Below are 22,121 nucleotides of genomic sequence, written 5' to 3'. Positions count from 1 at the left end.
GCTAGGCCCGGAGCGCCAATACCGCAAAGCTGGCGAGCCAATGTTCGCCCATATAATCGCCTTCAACGTGCGATAGCGCGACATTGAGATGGCGTTCGGCAATTTGCTTCACCTGTTCTGCCACCAGTTCCGGGACGGCGTCTGAAATCGCCCGCCAGCACCAGGCGCGTGCCAGATTGAATCCATCGAGATGCGCAATCTTGCCATCGCTGCGGTCGCTTGGCTGTGCGGGTGTGAACAAGCTCACCGGTTCGCCAATATCGATCCGCGGCAAGAATGCAGCAAACCATTCGGCGAAATCATCCTTGCCGAGCACGATCCGCATACACAGCGCCTCGATCATTGCGGATGAGAGAAATTCATCTCCTCCGGGCTCCCAGGCCTGGCAGTCCCGATCCATGCCATAATAGTAACCCGCCCGGTCGCGGATCAGACCGAGCAGATCAGTGTCATGCGTCTCCGCCCAGCCATGAGCGAGGACCAGCGCAAAGGCGGTGTTATAGTGGGTGCCCGTTCGGATTGGATATCCCTGTTTCGGCAGGAAAAGTTTGAACCGCGCCCCAAATTCACGGGCCAGGGGCTCAAGATTTGCGCCCCAATCGCGGTCGGTGTGGAGAGCAGCTTCCTGGTGCAATGCCAACAGCCAGGCCCATCCATAAGGCCGTTCAAAACCGCCCGAATATTCGCGTTCCAGATAGGCCAGCTCGGCTCCGACTTTCTCCTCGGTCAACATGCGATCGGCGAGAGTTTCGATCTCCCTTGCAAACGCCGTATCGGGATAGAGCCGCCGCAATGTCAGCAGCATCCAATAGCCATGAACGCAGCTGTGCCAATCGAAGCTGCCATAGAAGATGGGATGCAGCGCCTTGGGCTCCTGCGCATCCTCGGGGCCGTTGAGAACATGATCCAGCTTGTGCGGATATTGTTGCGTTACATGGCCCAAGGCGATGCCCGCGAACTTGGCGGCAAGCTCTTCGGTGAGGCTGGAGGTGTTTTCGATATCCATCAGAATGCCAGAAAGTAGATGAGAAGAATGTTGCAGGCCAGCAGCGGAATGGCCGTCGCCACCTGCATCCGGATAACACCATATTGGCTCTTGAGCTCGAGCAAAGCCGCCGGGACAATGTTAAAGTTCGCCGCCATCGGCGTCATCAATGTCCCACAGAAGCCGGCCAGCATGCCGATGGCTCCGATAATCGCCGGATTGCCACCATATTCGATTACCAGAAACGGAATGCCAATCGCTGCCGCCATGACAGGAAATGCAGCGAATGCGTTGCCCATGATCATCGTGAAGAGCGCCATGCCCAGGCAGAAGATCAGCACGGCCACAAAGACATTGCCGTCCGGTATCACCCCGCCAGCAATCCCGCCGATGACATCGCCCACACCAGCCAGGGCAAACACGGCACCTAGCGCCGCCAGCATTTGCGGAAGCACGGCGGCCCAACCAATGGAGTCCATCAGCCGCCGCCCCTCTTCAATCGGTGCCAGCAAAGGCGGACGAAGCCAGGCGACGCAGACAATTAGCGCGATCAAAACACCAAGGCCGAGCAGTATCAGCGTGACCCATCGAGTCTCAAACACTCCTGAATCGCCGATCGGTGTGTAGTTGTAGAGGATCGTGCCAGCGAAGGCTGTGATCGGAATGATAAGTGCTGGAAGAAACAAGCGGTTGCCGAATTTTTCGGACAGGCCGAGGCGTTCTTCGAGGCTCGTCGTCGGTGGATCGCTGCGTCCGAGCCATCCAATCCCGGCGATACCCACCAGCACCAACACCAAAATCCCGTTCGCGAAATCACTCAGCATACCACCAAAGAAGAAGCTGATCGCGAGCAGGCCCCAAAAGGCTGCATTTCCGAACCGTTTGCCATTGGCTTGATCAAGCGCGCTGAGCAGTGAGAACAGCGAGAATGCGATTCCGGCAAGAATGTAGAGCCAGTCCAGAGTAATCATTGGCCTGCCCTCCCGCTTGATCGGCCAAGCCGTTTATCGAACCAGAGGAGACGCGAGCCATGGATGATGAAGGCGCAAATTGCCGTCGGGATTGCCCAGACCGATAATTGCAGCGGCGTCAGCTCATATCCATAGCTTTGGAAGACACCCTGGATCAGCAGGATCGAGGCAATTGCTACGAAAATATCCTCGCCGAAAAAGAGGCCGATATTGTCGGTCGCAGCAGACATGCCGAGCACCTGTTCGCGTTCATCCTCTTCAAGCTCGCCATGGGTTTTTTCGGCGGCGGCTTCCGCCATAGGCGCAACCAAAGGGCGGACGGTTTGTGCATGACCGGCTACCGAGGTCAGGCCTAGCGCGGCCGTAATCTGGCGGAAAAGCAGATAGAGAAGCAGGAGTCGCCCCATCGTTGCGCTGCGTATCTGTTCGATAAGGCTGCGCGCCCGTTGCTGCAGGCCATAGCGTTCCAAGAGCCCGATCACCGGCAGGACGATCCAGACTACGCTGATGTAGCGATTGTCATTGAAGGCCGCGCCAAAGGCCGAGATCACTGCCACGAAATCAAGCCCGCCGAGAAGCCCTGTAGCCAGCGCGGCAAGCGTCACCACCAATAACGGGTTCAACCGCAAGGCAAATCCGACAATCACAATCAGGACGCCGGACAGCACCAGATACTCACTCATTCGCTTCCCCCAAATCCGCCTCCCCCGGGCGTTTCGACTATGTAGACATCGCCCGGTTCCAGCGCGCTCGACGCTGTGGCTGGCAGTTCTTCGCGACTACCATCCTTGCGTTCGATTATGTTGTGACCGGGCGCTGCATCCCCACCACCGGCTATTCCCTTGGGCGGGATTTTGCGGCGGTTGGCGAGCATATTGGCATGCATTGCTTCAAGGAAGCGCACGCGCCTCACGGTGCCGTCTCCGCCATTGTGACGCCCCTGCCCGCCGGATCCGCGTCGAATGGAATAGCTTTCAAGCAATACGGGTAATCGCGTTTCCAATATTTCCGGATCGGTCAGTCGACTGTTCGTCATATGGGTTTGCACCGCGCTGGTGCCGTCATGATCTGGTCCGGCGCCCGAACCGCCCGAGATCGTCTCATAATATTGATGCCGCTCATTGCCGAAGGTGAAGTTGTTCATCGTCCCAGCAGACGGCGCAAGACGGCCCGTCGCTGCAAACAGCGCGTCCGTTACAACCTGGCTGGTTTCGACATTGCCCGCGACAACGGCCGCCGGATATTGTGGATTCAGCATCGATCCTTCGGGCACAACCAGTTCGATCGGCCGCAAACACCCGTCATTCATCGGGATTGCATCATCGATCAATGTGCGCACGACATAGAGCGTTGCGGCACGAGTAATCGAATAGGGCGCGTTGAAATTGTTGGGTTGCTGTTCGCTCGTGCCGGTAAAATCGATCTTTGCTGACCGATTGCCGCGATCGACCGAGATCGCGACCGCGACCTCTGCGCCATTGTCCAGGCCATAGGTGAAGGCGCCATCGTCGAGCTTTGCGATCAACCGGCGCACGGCTTCTTCGGCATTGGCCAGCACATGATCCATATAGGCAGCGACGACATCACGGCCGTAATCCCTCGCAATCCGCACAAGCTCTTCAGCACCGCGCGTACACGCCGCGAGCTGGGCTTTCAAATCGGAAATATTACGATCTGGATTACGCGCCGGATGCGCGCCAGCGCCCAATATCTCGCGCATCTCCGATTCAAGGAACTGGCCCTTGTCGACCATCAGCACATTGTCGAGCAACACGCCTTCATCGTCGATCGTTCGGCTATCCGATGGCATGGATCCGGGCGCTATCCCGCCCACATCGGCATGATGGCCACGGGCGGCGACAAAAGCTGCGGGTGTATCTTCGCTCGGATGGAAGACCGGCACGATCACAGTAATGTCCGGTAGATGCGTGCCGCCACGATAGGGTGCGTTCAGGACATAGGCATCACCGGGGTGAATTCCACGTCCATCAATGGCATCGCCCCGCGCCTCAATGATTGTGCGAATACTGTCGCCCATCGATCCGAGATGCACCGGAATATGCGGGGCATTGGCGATCAGCGCGCCGGTTGGATCGAACAGCGCACAGGAAAAATCGAGCCGTTCCTTGATGTTCACTGAGCTCGCCGTGCTTTGCAGCGCAACCCCCATTTCCTCGGCGATCGCCATGAAGAGGTTGTTGAATATTTCCAGCATTACCGGGTCGACTGTCGTCCCGATCGCATGATGTTCGGCGCGCGGCGTGGCGCGGGTGAGGATCAGGTTGCCGAACGCATCCGCTTCCGACTGCCATCCCGGCTCGACATAGGTCGTTGCCGTTGCTTCGACGATCATGGCGGGACCAGTGATCACAGTCCCAGGCGCAATTGCGCTGCGTTGCACAGCAGTTCCGCCACCAGCCTCACCAGCACTATCACCGCTTTCTGGAGCGGTAACCGCATCTGCAAATCCGCCGGCGCCGCGCCCGACTGCTTCAGCAATTAGCGTTTCGACAATCACATCCGCGTCGCTGTCGGCATAGCCAAATTGCGATCGGTGCAATGCTTCGAAACTGGCGCGCATCGCCTCAGGGTCAGCGCACGCAATCTCGATAACACTGTCGCTGCCGTCGTAGCGTAGAGCGACGCGTTGATCCGTTTCGATCACGTCAGCCGCCACCCCCTGATCGCAAACCGCCTGCTCCGCTTCTGATACAAGATCAGCGATTTCCGACGCAAAATCTACGCCCAGAGCATTTCCGAAAGTCACCTCCCGAAGGACCGTTATGTCGGCAAGGCCAATGCCATAGGCCGACAATATCCCCGCTAAGGGATGCACCTGTATCCGATCGATGCCCAACGCATCGGCAACAGCACAGGCATGCTGCCCCCCTGCTCCGCCGAAACAGGCAAGCATGTAGCGGGTCACATCATGACCGCGGGCGATCGAGATCTTCTTGATTGCATTGGCCATATTATCGACCGCAATCCGCAAGAAACCGGCCGCGATCTCTTTCGGTTTCATCCGGTTGCCGGTTGCCTTTTCGATCTTCGCCGAAAGCTCCGCGAGCCGCTGATCGACAATGTTCCTATCGATCGGCTGATCGCCATTCGGTCCGAAGACATGCGGAAAATGGTCGGGGTCGATTTTGCCCAAAGCAACATTGCAATCAGTGACCGTCAACGGCCCACCGCGCCGATAACAGGCCGGCCCGGGAACCGCGCCGGCACTGTCCGGGCCAACGCGGAAGCGGCTACCGTCGAAATGGCATATCGATCCGCCACCGGCCGCGACGGTATTGATCTGCAGCATCGGCGCGCGAATACGAACGCCTGCAACAACAGTTTCCAACGTCCGCTCATATTCGCCGGCATAATGCGAGACGTCGGTCGAGGTGCCACCCATGTCGAATCCGATTATATGGTCATAGCCCGCCTGCTCGGCCGTCTTCGCCATTCCGACAATGCCACCGGCGGGGCCGGACAGTATCGCATCCTTCCCGCGAAGCGCTTTGGCATCCGCAAGTCCGCCGTTTGATTGCATGAATTGCAGACGGACATCATCCCCAATTCCATCCACAACCTTGTTCACATACCGGCGCAGCACCGGAGAAAGATAGGCATCAACTACTGTCGTATCGCCGCGACCGATAAGTTTGACGAGCGGGGCCACCTCATGACTCACCGAGACCTGTGAAAAACCGATCTCCCGCGCCATTTCGGCGAGTATCCCCTCATGATCCTGATACTGCCAACCATGCATCAGCAGAATGGCGATCGCGCGAAAACCGTCGGCATAAGCGGCTTCGAACGCTCGCCGCGCCGCCTTAACATTGAGCGGGCGCTCGATCATGCCATCCACGCGCACGCGTTCATCGACTTCGATCACATGATCGTAGAGCTGGCTGGGAAGCTTGATGTGCCGCGCGAAAATCTCCGGGCGCGCCTGATAGCCGATCCGCAATGCGTCTCCAAAGCCGCTCGTTACCGCTAGTGCAACGCGCTCACCTTTGCGCTCAAGTAATGCATTGGTTGCAACGGTCGTGCCCATTTTGACACTGGCAATCGATCCTTCGCCATATCGCGTCCGCAACCGCTGGATGGCTGCAACGGCTGCGTCCTCATATTGTTCGGGATTTTCAGAAAGCAGCTTTTCGACATGCAATTGACCATCGGGTGCGATCGCAACCACGTCGGTAAATGTCCCGCCGCGATCAATCGCGAAACGCCAAGCTTTTTCCATCCCGATGTTCAATCAATGTCGAGAGGGCTTGGCAAGGCTGTCACCCCTCAAAGCTGGGATCAGCTTTCAGAATATGCGCGGCTCAAACGATCATAAAACGCATCGGCCGAGAAAGATTGCACCGCATTGTTGTGCCCGGCCTCTGCCATTTTCGAAATCCGCGTCGAGTCTGACAGCAACGCGTCCGTCTCTTCGGCCAGCGCGGCAAGATTATCCGGTTCCACCAAAATGCCGGACGCACCCGGCAAGAAAGTTTCGCTCGCCCCACCAACGTCGAATGCGATCACCGGGACATGTGTGAATTGCGCTTCGATCAGCACATTTGGCAGCCCCTCGGTTTTCGACGTCAGCCAGAAAACATCCATTGCGGCAAGGTAGTCGGCCACATTCTCAACCCGGCCAGGCATGATGAGAGCGTCTGTCATTCCGGCACTATCGAACCGTCGCGCAACGTCATCTTGCAGCTGACCATCGCCAACCATGAGAAAGCACGCCTCAGGCCGTTTTCTCGCAAAGGCAATTGCCGCCTCCGCCCAAAGCAAAGGCTGTTTCACGTTAGAGAAGCGGAACACAGTTCCAATCACTGGTGCATCGGGCGCAATGCCTAATGCGATCTTTGCGGCACCCTTGTCCTGCGTCGGGGTGTCCCAATCGAAACCGTTATATGTCACGCGAAATCGTTCATCCTGATCGACACGCCACCAATTGGCATATCCCCGGGCAGCAGCCTCCGCGCAAAAGATTGTCGATATCTCAGGCCTGACGCGTAAGCGGCGATATATTTCGGGATAGGACGATATCTGCTCGGCCCGCCCAGATTGTGGAACACCTGGCGCGTGGTGAAAATGAACAATGATCTTCGGACAGCCAGCAGCCAACCCGGCAAAAGCTGCCAATAATCCGGTCAGGTCATTCCAGGCGTGGATGACGCCAGGTTTGGTCGCCACGATATGATCGCAGAGCTTTTGGGCCCGTATCTTCCAGCTGCCCGGTAGGAGCGCACAAGGCATTCGCGCGCTGCCGTCGCCACTCAGGACAAGGACATCTTCGGGAGTGACCCCGGCTTCACCGGCGTAAAAGGCCGACGCTTGTCCTTCAGCAAAGTCCAGCAAGGCCAAGTCAACATGGTCAAACTGGCCACTATCAGAAAAATGGCGATAGGATCTCGCCAAAATCCGCTCCATGCCACCGCAGCCTAATGTATTTCCTACCATTAGCAGCCGGTCTTCTGGCTCATAGCGATCGGCATTAAGGACAACCCGATCCAGCAACCAATCGAACGCAGAAATCAGAGGTTCGCCGGCACCGGTATCAAGCGGTTCGGTAAGCGCCAGCAAAGCGTCACGTGCTTCCGTTTTACTATCAAAATCGGCCGCGGTCAGGATATCGCGATCATCGAGCCAACGATCATTCACGGCCGCCAGTTTTGCCAAACGCCTGCGGATCTTGGCCCGATCTTTCGCGCGCCGAACCGTCTCTAACGCTCTGCGAAGTATCAATCTGGCCAAATACGGATAGCCGAGGCCGCGATACAAGCGTGCATCGGCAAGCTGGCGATCCGTATCCCGCAGCGGATAGGTCGCAAAAGCATGGCGTAAGCTGTCAAACTCGCTCTCGCCCGAGCCTGCACCAAGTCGTGCCATGCCAAGGATCACCCAATGCAGCGCGTCGGGTGGGGCAGCGCGATCAATCAGCGTCTTGCCATACTCACCGAGCGCCTGTGCGTCCTTCGTTGCAACATGCTCGGTCACAATCTCCTGAACCACTTTCGCGCGCGGCGCCTTGAGGCGCTCCAAAGTGCCAACGCGGCGATCGCCGGCGATAGCCTGATCTGAAAGATGTTCCGGGCACAGATGCCCGAGGATATGGTCATTCTGGAACATTCTGACTTGCTCGGACATACGAGTGGACCAGTCGCCTAAGGCCCAGTCTTTGTGCGGAACGCTATCGCTGCGGTCATGCGCGCTGAGCGCGGCCAGCAATGCTTCCTTGTCAGGGCAATGGGCGATCATGTGATCGAAAATGCCGGTATTGCCGAGATGCCATGCGGCTTCGGCTATGCAACCCGCGGCCAGTGAGTCATGCAGGCCGGTCCGGAAAATATCCCGCCACAGCCGGATTGCCTCGCTCCAGCCGCCTTCACGCGTCGCCAGAATTGCGGCAGCTAGCGCGCCATCCGGTACCAGCGAACGGACGGTGCTCATTTTCCGCCAAACATCCGAGCGAAACGCGCACGCCACCGGCCTGCCCAGCCAGCCGCGCGATGCAGACGTTCGATTTCGGCCCGAGTACGCTCTACTTGCCGAGCCAGATCTCGGTCATGGCGCGCTCGAAGCGCTGCTTCACGGCCGGCGCGAACCCGCTTCTCACTCAGCAATCGATCGACTTCCGCCGCCGATTCCGCAGCCCTTGCGCGCCACTCCGCCGCGCTACGTGCAGCACCGACGAGTTCGGCTTGTTCTGCCTGCGTCAGATAGAAGGCGCCGGAAACAAGCGGCAACGGCTCAATTGTCAATTCCCCAATAATGGCCTCGATCGCGTCAAGTACTGAAGCTGGAGAGGTTGCTGTCATTTCCGATAGTTGGCTGCGAACCTGCGATGTCCTGAGCCAGACATTCCGCGGCGCAACAGCTGCACTGCCATCGGGCATTTCCGTTCGATACCGGGACACGGCCAGCATGGTCGTTGCAACTGCCTGCGGTGTGCCCTCGACCAAATGTTCGAGGATCAACGAGACGCTCGCCGGGAAATCTTCGATGGCATGCCCGGTCACTTGGACATAACCTGCCTGTTCCTTCGCGATATGCGCACTGAAGGCAGACGCGAATGCCGTTTCCTCGCTCGAATCAAGCACTTCGATACTGTTATCGCTCTCGGCCATTGGTGCCAGAGCTGCAAAGGTTGCGGCATCGAGGCAAAATATTGTTACGGGAACGTCACAATTCCCCCAATTCGGCGGATTTACAGCGCTTTCAATTGCATCAACCGCATCTGAATCCGCTAACCAGTAGCGTCGCACATTAGATGTCTGATCGCCGGTCATTTGCCCTGCCCCAGCAAAATCGTGTGATAATGCTCGCCGTTCTCCGTCGCATCGAAATGCTCTTTCGCTTGGCCGATTGCCTCGGAGCGGACTTTTGCAAAGAGGGAGTCATCGTCATGCCAGGAGGAGATTGCGTCAACGATTGAACGGACGTCGCGATCTATCAAGGTCACGCCGTCACCCGCTCCAAAATCATGTTCAAACAGGCTTTTTGAGAGGATCGCTGGCAAACCGCAGCTCATTGCTTCCATCACAACCTGCGGAAACCCTTCTGACCGTGCGGGCAGCAGCAATGCGTCGTGATCCTGGTACAGGGTTGGGAGATCGGCATATCCATGAAATCCCAGATAGTGCCGATTTCCCTCAGTTCGCGGGTCAAAGTCACCGGCGACAGTAAACTCAATTTCAGGCCGCGTCTTGGCGAGCATGTCCGCTGCGCCTTCGATCAAATCGATCCCTTTTTCCGCACTATTTCGGCCCACAAAAAGTATCCGGTTGCAGCTTTTTGACGCGTTCGCAGCAGGTGTAAAATGTGATTGGTCGACGCCGCGGCGACAAATGTGAATCTTGCTCGGGTCAGCAACGCGACCAGCAGCGCGTTCGCGCTCAGTGCCACCCATCACGATTACCGATCTCGCGACCTCTGCAGCGTAGCGCTCTTGCGCGATCAGCGTGGCCAGATAGGCCGTACCGGTGACAGGTCGACCGGCCGCCTCGCGTACCGCGATTTGAGTGGCAATATCGTTCCCGGCAATCCGATACACAAAGTCTTTGCCAACAGCCTTGGCAGCACGGGCCAGCGCAAAATTATGCCCAATCATCCGGCCATTCAAAGTGCTGACAATGTCAGGTTCGAGGTTCGCGATTGCGGTCGCATAATCCTCAACCAGTGATTCAATATTTGCATCACCAGCATCGTCCAATGTGTCCAACGCCACAAAGCGGACATCATAGTTTGTTTCCAGCATGATACGGTGAGGATCCGTCTCAGGCGGCAGCGTAGGCATCAACAGCGTAATCTTCGCCATTGTGTGCAGATCACCCAAAAGACTCGGATATTTGTAGCTGCCCCTGATTTCCCAATCACGCGCATTATGAGCGGTGTAGGACGGTTCGAAATAGGCAATCTGGGTCACGATGGCGGGACTGTGCGAAAATCCAGCGTCAGAAACAAGCTAAAGCGAGAGCCGATCGCGATTATCAACGAACCAACGCCAACTTTCCTCAAGCCCCTCCCGCACGGTAATTCTGGGATCATAACCCAATGTTTCGCGTGCATGGCTGATGTCACACCAGGTATGCACAATTTCACCGTCACGGAACGGTTCATAGTTCACTGCTATCTCTTGGCCGCTGATTTCGCGAAGCATGTCGATAATGGCATTTAACGGTGTTCCGAGACCGGTGCCGAGCTGAATGGGCCCAGACGCATCCGACTGAATGGCAGCAACGATACCATCTGCGAGATCCTGCGCATGGACATAATCGCGGGTCTGCTCTCCATCGCCGTATACGGTCAGCGTTTCACCCCGCAGGATCTGCTTGATGAACAGTGCCACAACGCTACCCTTGTGCCAGGATCGCGGGCCATAGACATTTGAGAAACGCAGCGATGCTGCTTTTATGCCGTAACACGCCGAATAGGCAGAACAATATCCCTCAACGGCCAGCTTGGACGCGCCATAGGGTGATGCCGGAGAGGCGACCATGCCTTCATGGACCGGCGGATTTGCTTCGCCGATAATCGCGCCACCGGTCGATGCGCTGATGATCCTATTGACCCCAAGGCGCCGCATTGCCTCCAGAATGACCAGGCTACCGCCGACATTCACATCGAAATTGAACTTGGGTTCTTCAATCGAAGGAATAACGCGTGTGTCAGCAGCCAGGTGTACGACGGCATCTGCACCATCCAAAGCCTTTTCGACGGCTTCCGGATCACAAATGTCACCTTTGATGAAGGTAGTATCCAGATCGGCGATTGCCTCTCGCGACCCGAGTACTTCGCTATCAAGGACTGTTACATCAAAGCCGCCAAGGCTTTCCAAGCGCGCTATCAAATTGCTGCCGACGAAACCGGCGCCTCCGGTTACCACTACGCGTTTCTTTTCCATCATCTTGTCCCATCACCGCAATTGCACTGCCAAGAGGCGCCCGATAAGCGACCAACCCGCTAAATGCCACTCTCTTTTTCAATGCGTTCGTCGATCAGATTCAGGCGCAGGCGGGGCACGGGCAAAACTGTAACCCGAATGAAAGTGGCCAATCGCTGTTTTCCAGATTAGGCAATCCCGATGCAGCGAGATGATTTCGACGTAATTACGTTTCCCACACTAGGCGACCTGCAAAGCCAGGCGACGGGTGCATTGCGCGTCCTAATCGCTACTGAAGAGATTGTTGGCCCGGTGCGTAATGGCGGAATTGCATCAACCTATTATCATCTTGCCCGTGGCCTGGCCGCAGACGGTCACAGTGTCACGATATGCTATCTGAAAGGTCGGCAGGTAGAGAATGAATCGGTCGAGCATTGGATTGAGCATTATGCCGGATTTGGGATTGATTTTGTTCCGCTTCCCGACGTGGAAGAGCCTATCGCAGGGGCAAGTGCGCACTGGCAATCGCGTTGGCTGAGCTTTTATCGCTGGCTCAAGGCAAGTTCACCATTTGATGTGGTCCATAGCTCGGAATGGCGCGGCGGTGCATTTTACGCGCTTCAGGCCAAACGGCTTGGGCTTGCGTTTCACGAGACAGTGTTCCTGACGAAGACATCATCTCCATATATCTGGAATCGCCACTATCAGATGCAGCCCATCGACAATGTCGATTTGCTGATCGCCAGCTATGCCGAACAGAAATGCGTCGAATGGACTGACATGGTAATCGGCGGCAGTGCGCACCTGCTGAGCTTCATGGATCACATTGGGTATCGGCTACCTGAAGGTCGCACCTATGTGCAGCCAAATATCGTCGATTTTTCAGAGGTCATCGTCGAGGATGTCCGTCCGAAGCGTGACTATGGCGATATCGTCAAGACACGCGAACTCGTATTCTTTGGTCGGCTCGAACCTCGCAAAGGTCTCGATCTATTTGTGCTGGCGGTTGATATGCTGGTGGCGCAAGGCATCGCAATCGATCAGATTACATTCCTGGGCAAAGCTGGCGAACCGTTATCAAGTTTCGACGGCGCTCAACCACTCGACTTCATTCGCGACCACGCGGAACATTGGCCGTTTCCCGTAGATATCATTACAGATCGCAATCAACCTGAAGCGCTGTCACTCATGTGTTCGCGTGACATGATCGCAGCGATGCCTTCGCTTATCGAGAATTCGACAATGGCGGTCTATGAAGCGCTTGTGCACAAGATCCCGTTCGTCGCCACCGATGTGGGTGGAACGGCTGAACTGATCGACCCGTCCAATCACGACGCGACTCTCGTGCCGCCAGATATCGAAGAACTGGCGTCGCGCCTAGAAAGTGCACTGAAAGATGGCCAGCCACTGGCAAAGCCGGCCTTCGACAATGATGCCAACCTGGCGACCTGGTACGGATTTCACCGTTATCTTGCGGCACATAAAGCCCCTACTGCAACTGATACCGAGACGAGCACGGCCGACCGGATATGTTTGGTTATTCACGCCCCAACTGTTTCAGCGCTGGATCAGGCGATCGCTCAGGCTCTATCCATCGACACGCTGGACCATGTCCTTATCTACAGCGCCGTTCCTATTTCTGATGGTGCACGCCAGAAATTGGACGATCTTGCCGCAGATCATGTCGAACTGGTGGAGGCGGTCGGCCGAGCCACTGGCGCATGTTTCAATCACGCTATGGATCGCACCAATGCAGGGATAATCATGTTCCAGGCGACCGACGCAATCCGATTTGAACCGGATTTTTGCGACACGTTGCGGGTAGCAAGCATGGCGCAGCCTGATGTCTTGCTAACCAGCCTTTTCCGTTTCTCGTCGGATGCAGAAGGTGCGCCGGACACAATATTTGCGCCGCTGGGCGGAGACATGGCCAGCCAGTCCCTGACAGGCGCCGCATATGGCGTTGAGATCATCGCCGGTCGAAAGGACCTATTCGCCGAAATAGGCCAGTTCGAAGAATATCGTGTGCCAAAGGGGACTGTTCACGAATATGTCAGCCGTGCGGCGAGCCAAAATCGCGATCTGTTTGTCATTCCCGAAACGCTGTTCAGTTACGCCAAGGACTATGCAACGATCATAGAACAGACCGGCAATGCGGCCTATCTGATGCAAAAAACAATGCTGGATGCGGTATCCCTTCCGGCGAAAAAATTACTCCTCCACAAACCGACAGCAGTCCGTGCGCCAGCGAACAGCGGGCGCATCATGTTAGGCCGCGCGCATCGCGAAGATGGCCAGACAGCCTGGCTAACCAATGTTGAAAAGATGGGTAAGCTGTCCGACCCACCTCCCAATCGGCATCATGTTTTGCTCGGCTTTCAGCGGGACAGCGCGACGTTGGAATTTGCGGTGCTCCACCAGGGCGATCTGATAATTCGCGCCAATGGCAAAACAATCCGCCAACATGAAGGGTTCGGCCAGCGCAATAGCTTTACCACCGAAGAGATTGAGCTGCGGCCGCTACTCGAAGACAGCGATAGGCTGCGGCTCCGCATCGAATTCAATCGCGGTAACCAACTCCGATTTGCGTCCATTCTTGTCCAACGAATCGAAGAGGAGATATATTTCCTCAGCGCCCGCAGCCCTATTTTTTGGGATGGAGATTTTTCCAAGGCTTTGGGCTTAATCGGCGGTTCGCTTGACATTGCTCCACTACCCAAGCTCCGTCGGCTCCCAGACGCAAACCCCTCGTTGTTGCGTCGAATCCGTAATCGCTGACGCTAAATCGGTCCAAATATTGAACAAGCGCTGGATTCCGTACGTTTGAGCGGTATAGTTCCGGCTGGGGTCGCATAGTTTTGATCTGGGACGCGGAAACATTCGCGCCATCAATGTGCGAAGGGGGAAATATGCGTTTGCCAATCGCTCTTGGAAGCGTCCTTGCGATGTGCGCCGTTGCACTATCGACACCAGCGCAGGCGCAGGACCTTCGACCAAGCCTGGAAGACAGCTTCCGACTGGGATCGGGATCCGGCCTGCTGTGCCGAGTTCAAGCCCGCCTGACGGACCCGGCCCTTTCAACCATGTTCGACCGTTCCTATTCGATTGTTTGCCGAGATGCTGCAGAGCCCGTCGGCCATATCTATGCCCTGCGCAGCAGCACGGATCCCATTTCTCGCCTTGCTTCGCTCAGGGCCAATCGCGTTCAATGCTCTTCCGGCGAGATCAACACGACCCTGGAAACCATAGGATCTGCCCAGCGCCAGGATTGCTCGCTGAGTTCCGCGCCTGTCGGCTACACCGTGTACCGCCATGCGTCCGACAACACCGTATATGTAGCCGAAGGTTTGGCGGGATATGATTCTGCTTTGCAGCTTGGGCTGCGCACAATCGTCGCCGATCAAATCTTGCCGGGCGAGCTATCAATCGCGACGACTGGCATGGGGGATGCGGCAGCGTTCGCCCGCGTTCAGGCCGGAACACTCGATACCGATCAAGCACTCGCGGAAGGATATCGTCGAAACAATAGCGGCGATTATGCCGAAGCAGCAGAATTCTTCGAAACGCTGTTTCGGCGTAATTCTGCAGATGGTGGTCCAGATGCGCCAGAACGCGCCGGTGAATATCTGATCAATCAAGCATTGCAGCAATCAAATCTTGGCCAGTTTGAGGCGGCTGATGCGACCTATGCCCGGGCCCTCGCTATTCCCAGCGCCAGCGCTACTCAGCTGCGATTGCGTCGAAATTTCCAGGCTCTGCATCTGTTAAACCAGCAAAGATCCGATGAAGCCTTGGCCATTCTCGATTCCGGACTTGAAGCACTGATGACGCCCTCGGACGGGTCTGCTGGGCCTGCAATTGATGAATCGACTTCGCAACAGATCAACAGCGGCGCTGAGTTTGCCCGGCAACTGGGCGGCGAAGAGAGTGAACGGCTAACGGTTGGTGAACGCGCTATCATTCTTGATGCGCAGGCGCGACAACTGCGCGGCTCCATTCTCCGGATACGCGGTCAATATGGACCGGCAATAGACGCCTTGAATGCTTCGCTTGATGAGGTTCGATCTGTTCGTGACGGTCGTGTTCGATCGACAGCACGGCTGCGAGCTCAGGCACTTACCGAATTGGCCGGAATTGACGAAACGCGGGGCGATCTTGGATCCGCGGAATCACGGCTTCGCCTGGCAATAGAGCTTCTCGAGATCCAATATCCAAGCGCGATTGCGACTAGCGCATCAAAAGCGCGTTTGGCAGCTTTCCTTGCTCGGCACGGGCGAAACGATGCCGCGCTCGCGCTGTTTTCCCAAATTGTATCGGAAATTCGCGGTCGTGCGATTCCCCGGACCAGTCTTGAAAATCAACTGGCGCCATATTTTGAACTGCTCCTTGCAGAAATGGCCAATGATCCGACGCTGGTCAGTGATTTTTTCCTCGCCAGCGAAACAATGGTCCGGCCGGGTGTTGCAAACACCCAGGCTGTTCTTGCTCGCGAACTCAGCAATGGGAACGATGAGGCAGCACGGCTCTTCCGCCAATCTGTGACGCTGTCTCGCTCGGTCGAGAGTACGCAGATCGAATTGGGGCGTTTACGAGCGCTCGACGAGCGTGATGCTCTGGCTGAGCTGCGAATTGATGCACTGGCGGCGGAGCTTGAACAGCTGACCGCAGAACAGGCTGCCACTCAGGCCACCCTGTCCGGCTATCCTCGATACCAGGCAGTATCAACCGAAGCTCTAACGATAGCAGACCTGCAAGGTACTTTGCAGGATGGCGAAGCCTATTTGAAACTCAGCCAGGTCGCCGGGCAAGTCTATGCGGTACTCGCCACCAATCAATCGGCGCGTGCCTATCGCGCACAGATTGATGCGGCCACCCTTGACCAAAGGGTCACAGATCTGAGGAATACGATTTCTACGATCGAGAATGGTGTCCGACTGACCTATCCGTTCAACGTGCGTCTCGCACATCAGTTGTACATGGAAATAATTGGTCCGGCGGCCGATCAACTCGCAGGCATTGACCATCTGATTTTTGAGCCCGACGGAGCCATGCTCAGCTTACCGGCGAATCTTCTCGTGACGGACGAAGCCGGCGTAATCGCCTATGAGCAACGCGCGAGCACCCCAGGGAATGATCCATTTGATTTCTCAGGCATTGCATGGCTTGGCCGGGAGCGAGCCATCAGTACGGCGCTGTCAGCTCGGGGTTTCCGCGACGTCAGAAACTTGCCGCGCTCGGCCGCGTCACGCCAGTATCTCGGCTTCGGTGAAAACGCTCCGGCCACGGCGCAATATCAGCGAACAAACTATCAATCTGGCCCTACTGATCCACGATGCAGCTGGCCCGCAAATTTCTGGAGCGTGCCGATCCCAGCAGATGAGCTGTACACAGCTCGTCGCTTGATTGGGGAAGATGTTTCAGATGTAGTGACCGGGACAAGATTTACCGATAGCGCCATCATCCAACGTGGAGATTTGTCGGACTTTCGGATCCTGCATTTCGCAACCCATGGGCTGGTCACCCAGGCACGCGCAGACTGCCCGCCATTGCCTGCCCTGATGACTTCATTCGCGGCGGATGACATGTCGGACGGACTTCTAGAATTCAGCGAAATCTTCGATCTCAACCTCGATGCCGATCTCGTCATTCTTTCGGCCTGTGATACCGCCAGCGCGGCCGGCGTCGCGGCCTCGACAGCCGCCGGCGTTAGCGGCGGTGGATCCGCACTTGACGGGCTTGTCCGAGCCTTTGTCGGCGCTGGCAGTCGGACGGTAATAGCCAGCCACTGGCCTGCTCCCGAAGACTTTGGTGCAACCGAGCGGCTGATAACCGGGGTGTTCCAGTCTGGGGCGAGCAATAGTCTTGGTGCAGCAATGCGCGCGGCGCAGCGAAGCTTGATGGATGATGCGGATACTTCGCACCCATATTATTGGGCTGGATTTGCGATAATCGGCGATGGGACGCAATCGGTCGTCAGGGCGAACTGAACATTTTGAAATGATCGAATATCAAACCGCGCATTATGACTGAGGGATCGGTCCCCGAAGCCGACACGAACACTCCCAACCTTGGGAGCGTTGGCCGGTTGAGCCGACTTTGGCGTGAAGTCGGGCCTCTTCGCACGTCCGCCAGCCTTGTCCTATTGATCATTGCGATACTTTTGGCGCGCTATAGCTGGGGCCTTGGTTTCGCTGTTGATATTGAGCGTGTGCTGTTCGACGTCCGCTCAAGCTACGCGATGGAACGCGTTGAACAGGACGAACGCATAACAATCGTCACCTATGAAGAAGACACGCTGCTCAATACGGGCGTGCGCTCACCGCTTGATCGTGAAATTCTCGCCAATGCGCTGGGCTCACTTGATATGATGCGCCCGCGAGCAATTGCCATCGACATCTTGATCGACCAGCCAACCGACAATGATGAGATGCTCATTGATGCGCTGAACGCGATGCAAACGCCGACCTTCCTGGCCTTTGTCACGACCGCGAGTAATGAAAACCTCCGACTGCAACCTCGACAGGTCGACTATATCGCCGAATTCCATCGTCGCGTGACAAATGATCTGGTGCAACCGACCAGCGTCAAGCTCGGTGCAGACAATGATAATGTCCAGCGCAGTTGGCCTGATCAGCCAGACGATCTGCCGCCGCTAATGGCCAACTCCCTGGTTCCTGGCAGCGATGCCTATCGCGACCATCGGGGCAGTATCGCCTATCGACGGCCTTTCTTTGAGAACGAACCGCCTTTCATGAAGCTCGCAATCGACTTTTTCGCCAATGACGAAGAAGCGGCCTTCATGGCTGATTTCATAACGGATCGATACATTCTGATCGGGACAGATCTGCCGCTAATTGATCGCTTCGAAACACCCCTGACCCGATTGCAAGGTAATGACCCAATCGCTGGGGTCGAAGTTCACGGGCATTTATTGGCTCAGATGCTCGATGGAACGATGCTGCGCAGTGTGCCGGGCTGGGCCTTATGGACTACGGCGATACTGGTAGTGTTATGCGGTGCGTTGACCAGTTTGAGTGACTTGCGGCTCTGGAAATTGGCCCTGCTTATATTTGTGCAAGCGGCCTTTATCGTCATCGTACCCTTCACCCTCCATCGCAATGGCGTTGATACTCAGACTCTGCCCGTATTCGGCTGGTTTGGTGGTTGGATCATTGCATTTACGACAATCGGTGCTGCCGCGCGCTCCGTAGGTGCGGAAAAACGCGAATATGTAACCGGCGCTCTCAACAAATATCTCCCGTCAGATGTTGCATCCCAGATCATGGACGATCCTGAGCGATTGTCGCTGCGTGGCGAAAAACGGGAAATTTATGCAGTTTTCACGGATCTTGAGGGGTTCACCAAGCTTAGCCACGCCATCGAACCTGAAATGGTTGCGTATCTGCTCAACAATTATCTCGACAAAATGTGCGAAATTGTCCTGGAATATGGGGGCACTATCGACAAATTTGTCGGCGATGCCGTGGTCGCCTTCTGGGGGGCTCCGATTGCTCGTCCCGATGATGCGGATCGGGCAGCTCAATGCGCCGTGGCAATGTGGGAATTTGGCGAGGAATTTCGGCATGATACGCCTGATGGCGTGCCGCCAATTGGTCGAACGCGGGTCGGGCTACATCATGGCGAGGCAATTGTCGGCAATTTTGGTGGCCAGGAACGCATCCAATATACCGCATTGGGTGACGCCATGAACACAGCGGCACGGTTAGAAAGCGCTAATAAACAGACAGATACGGTGATGCTGGCTAGCGACGAAGCGGTTAACAGCGTAAGCAAGGCACAGTTTCGCTGCCTTGGCCGGGTTACGCTGTCCGGTCGGTCCACTCCGGTGAAAATATACGAACCTGTGTCAAAAATCACCGCAGGTTCAGCCGAGGCGCTTCATAAGCACTATCAGGAATTTGAACAGGGAAATGAAATGGCGCGCGAAGCCATTGCCAAATTGGCGGATGACAATCCCGATGATCTGGCATTGAAAAATTTCGCACAGCGTCTGATCAATACGGAACCAGGAGGTAGTTATGTTCTACAGGGTAAGTAAATCGCTGATGGTGGCTACGGCCGGAATCGCGCTCGCATCAATGGGGAGCGCGGCGATGGCGGATGTGCTTGTTACCCGTTCAAGCGGCGCCATTGCGCGTGAACATCCGCGCGGTTCGCGACTGGACGACGGCGAGGTTATTCGCCTGCGCGCTGGAGATCGCTTGACCGTTCTTGGCCGATCTGGAACCCGGCAATATAGCCGTCCGGGACGCTATACTATTGGCGCGCGCCTGCGCGTAGCGACGGGCGGTATCACGACGCAAGGCCAGAATGGCATTGCCCGGACAGGGGTAAGCCGCGGTCTGCCTAGTATAGCGCCGATAAGCGCGGCTAACCGCACCGTTTCGCAAATGGATATCGATCAGTCCGGCGCATTTTGCATGCTTGAGGACGCTCCGGTATCGCTGTGGCGTTCCAATGCTTCGCAGGCGGCAGAAGTGACCGTAACGCGGGTGGCCGATGGTGCGGCCATGACGGTGCAATTCGCCGCCGGTGATTTCTCCGTCGGTTGGCCCGAAAATTTCGGAGCGACAAACGGTGCCTATGTGATCTCGACGGAACCGAGCGCGACCACACAGATTACGATCGTGGATGTAGCCGCGGATACATCCGATGCATTGGCGCTCGGATCGGAATTGCTGTCTAACGGCTGCGAAGTGCAGCTCGAGGCGTTTACTGCAAACTATGATACAGCCGAACCAGAGGACGGCTGAGATGCTTGAAGGGGCTGGGCTGGCTTGCTAGTCTTTGCCCCAGAATGCCCGGAAAAAGGGCAGCAATACAGTGTTATGTGGTCGCGATTTCACTGTAGATGCGGGTTAATGAAATAAAGCCGGGCGATGGCGCGCGGTGTAGGGGAAGATTGGGGCGACTGCAGGCATTCCACTTTTGGAACTGGTGCGGCACCGAGTCTTTGGTTTGGGGGGATGTGCTGCGTGGCAATACGGTTTTTGAGTTTGGCAGCAATAGGCGGGATTTTGGCGGCGATGCCGTCCCCGACGATTGCGCAGATCAATCCTGCCCCGACCCGAGAAGAGATTCAGCCAGGCCAACTAGCTCCGGGCGAAAATCGCCAGCGACTGGGCCTGAGCGTCGAAGGCGGCGTCGAGCGCGCTCCATGCCCCCTCGCCCAGCCACGATTTGCCAATATCCAGTTCCAACTCAATGATGCGGTATTCGCCAATCTGAGGGGCGCATCACCAGAGAGCCTGCGCCCCGCATTTGCTGAATTCCTTGGACAAACCGTACCAATTTCAACCGTATGCGAAATTCGCGATCGCGCGGCATCCATCCTCCGCTCGGCCGGCTATCTCGCCGCCGTACAGGTACCGCCACAGCAAATTGGCGATGACGGGATTGTCCGATTTGATGTTTTGATGGCTCAAATGACCCGTATCCAGGTGCGCGGCGATCCTGGCAATTCTGAAAACCTGATTGCGAGCTACCTGTCACCGCTCAGCGAGATGGAGGTATTCAACCAGCGTGAAGCCGAACGCAGCCTGCTCCTCGCTCGCAACCTTCCAGGATATGAGACCCGCCTGACCCTGCGCCCGGCTGAAGGATCTCCGGGTGAAGTGATCGGCGATGTGCGGGTCGAACGAACGCCCTTTGTGTTCGAGGCCAATGTGCAGAATTACGCATCACGCCAGACCGGGCGTTGGGGTGGCCAGGTCCGGGCACAAATCAACGACATCACAGGACTTGGCGACACCACGACGTTGAGCTTCTTCTCGAGCGCGGACTTTAATGAGCAGCTCGTGGTGAATGCCGGCCATTCCTTCGCCATTGGCAGCGACGGGCTAAGGCTTGGCGGCGAATTCACCTATGCCTGGAATGATCCGACGATCGCCGGCACAAGCCCGTTCGATACTGAAACGCTCGTCGCCAGTCTTAACCTCAACTATCCCTTCATCCTCGACCAGGGAACAAGCTTGTACGGCACTGCTGGTTTTGATTTTATCGATCAGGATGTGCGGTTTGGAGGCGTGCCGCTCAATCAGGACAAGCTGCGCGTTTTCTACATTCGCGCCAATCTGTTCACGACCGATCGCCGCAGCATCGACGGCATTGGCGGATTCAGTGCGGCAGAACCGCGTTGGCGATTTGGGCTCGGCGCGGAGATCCGGCAAGGCATCGATATATTCAACGCCTCTGATCCAGGCCTGCCGCCTGGCATCCCCATTCCGCAAACACGAGCAGCCGGTGAAGCAGATGCTACAGTCATTCGTCTCGACGGCCTCGTCGAGCTGCGACCCAGCCCCGTCATTGCTTTCGTACTGGAGCCGCGCCTGCAATGGACAAGCGATCCACTGCTTTCATATGAAGAATTTTCGGGCGGTAACTACACGATCGGGCGCGGCTATGATCCAGGTTCCGTGATCGGCGATCGCGGCTTCGGATTCAGATATGAAATACGATACGGTTCGGCCCTGCCCCGGACGCGCGAAAGCTGGGCATTCCAGCCTTATGGATTCTTTGATGCCGCATGGGTCGACAATGAAGATCCGGCCGCACTCGGCGGAACCGGCAGCGATGAGCTCTTTTCAACTGGCATCGGCTTACGCGCCAATTATGGCGACCGTGCGCAGCTCGACGCGACGTTCGCGGTGCCGCTGAGGCGCACGGATTTCCAGGCGAGCACGCCCGATCCAAGACTATTGCTCTCCCTATTAATTCGGTTCGCACGCTAGGCATATGACGCAGGGATGCGAGAGGATGAGGTAAGACA

Annotated in this window: 13 protein-coding genes; 5 read left to right on the top strand and 8 right to left on the bottom strand. The window is 56.6% G+C overall.

Annotation, left to right across the window (positions count from 1 at the left end; all coding sequences use genetic code 11):
* Position 1 precedes the first annotated feature (1 nt).
* From HFP51_RS03495 to HFP51_RS03460, 8 genes are all read right to left on the bottom strand, one after another.
* Complete coding sequence (locus HFP51_RS03495; RefSeq protein ID WP_176874390.1) at positions 2-1,006, bottom strand: DUF2891 domain-containing protein; 1,005 nt, start codon at positions 1,004-1,006, stop codon at positions 2-4.
* Positions 1,006-1,956, bottom strand: coding sequence for a DUF979 domain-containing protein (locus HFP51_RS03490; RefSeq protein WP_176874389.1), 951 nt, complete (start codon positions 1,954-1,956; stop codon positions 1,006-1,008). Before HFP51_RS03490 ends, HFP51_RS03495 begins: the two co-directional genes overlap by 1 nt.
* Positions 1,953-2,639, bottom strand: a complete 687-nt coding sequence (locus tag HFP51_RS03485; protein ID WP_176874388.1) for a DUF969 domain-containing protein — start codon at positions 2,637-2,639, stop codon at positions 1,953-1,955. Before HFP51_RS03485 ends, HFP51_RS03490 begins: the two co-directional genes overlap by 4 nt.
* Positions 2,636-6,196, bottom strand: coding sequence for a hydantoinase B/oxoprolinase family protein (locus HFP51_RS03480; RefSeq protein WP_176874387.1), 3,561 nt, complete (start codon positions 6,194-6,196; stop codon positions 2,636-2,638). The genes HFP51_RS03485 and HFP51_RS03480 overlap by 4 nt, the downstream gene beginning before the upstream one ends.
* Before the next feature lie 59 nt (positions 6,197-6,255).
* Positions 6,256-8,400, bottom strand: coding sequence for a glycosyltransferase (locus tag HFP51_RS03475; RefSeq protein ID WP_176874386.1), 2,145 nt, complete (start codon positions 8,398-8,400; stop codon positions 6,256-6,258).
* Entirely contained in the window at positions 8,397-9,077 is a 681-nt protein-coding gene (locus HFP51_RS03470; RefSeq protein ID WP_176874385.1) for a hypothetical protein, read from the bottom strand. The genes HFP51_RS03475 and HFP51_RS03470 overlap by 4 nt, the downstream gene beginning before the upstream one ends.
* Positions 9,078-9,235: 158 nt before the next feature.
* Positions 9,236-10,375 (bottom strand): glycosyltransferase family 4 protein, encoded by a 1,140-nt coding sequence (locus tag HFP51_RS03465; RefSeq protein WP_176874384.1) that lies wholly within the window; start codon positions 10,373-10,375, stop codon positions 9,236-9,238.
* Positions 10,376-10,414: 39 nt separating this feature from the next.
* Entirely contained in the window at positions 10,415-11,356 is a 942-nt protein-coding gene (locus HFP51_RS03460; RefSeq protein ID WP_218135324.1) for an NAD-dependent epimerase/dehydratase family protein, read from the bottom strand.
* 177 nt (positions 11,357-11,533) lie between these two features.
* Here HFP51_RS03460 and HFP51_RS03455 point away from each other — a divergent pair, with 177 nt between their 5' ends.
* From HFP51_RS03455 to HFP51_RS03435, 5 genes are all read left to right on the top strand, one after another.
* Complete coding sequence (locus HFP51_RS03455; RefSeq protein ID WP_176874383.1) at positions 11,534-14,110, top strand: glycosyltransferase family 4 protein; 2,577 nt, start codon at positions 11,534-11,536, stop codon at positions 14,108-14,110.
* Between the two features lie 131 nt (positions 14,111-14,241).
* Positions 14,242-17,319, top strand: a complete 3,078-nt coding sequence (locus HFP51_RS03450) for a CHAT domain-containing protein (RefSeq protein ID WP_255454816.1) — start codon at positions 14,242-14,244, stop codon at positions 17,317-17,319.
* A 35-nt stretch (positions 17,320-17,354) separates the two neighbouring features.
* Positions 17,355-19,391, top strand: coding sequence for an adenylate/guanylate cyclase domain-containing protein (locus tag HFP51_RS03445; protein WP_176874382.1), 2,037 nt, complete (start codon positions 17,355-17,357; stop codon positions 19,389-19,391).
* Entirely contained in the window at positions 19,372-20,106 is a 735-nt protein-coding gene (locus HFP51_RS03440) for a hypothetical protein (protein WP_176874381.1), read from the top strand. The genes HFP51_RS03445 and HFP51_RS03440 overlap by 20 nt, the downstream gene beginning before the upstream one ends.
* Before the next feature lie 273 nt (positions 20,107-20,379).
* Entirely contained in the window at positions 20,380-22,083 is a 1,704-nt protein-coding gene (locus HFP51_RS03435; protein WP_255454815.1) for a ShlB/FhaC/HecB family hemolysin secretion/activation protein, read from the top strand.
* Positions 22,084-22,121 lie beyond the last annotated feature (38 nt).

Source organism: Parasphingopyxis sp. CP4 (genome assembly GCF_013378055.1).
In the GTDB taxonomy this organism is placed as follows: domain Bacteria; phylum Pseudomonadota; class Alphaproteobacteria; order Sphingomonadales; family Sphingomonadaceae; genus Parasphingopyxis.
Note: the sequence above shows the minus strand (reverse complement) of the source record. Positions and strands in the feature narration are given on the sequence as shown.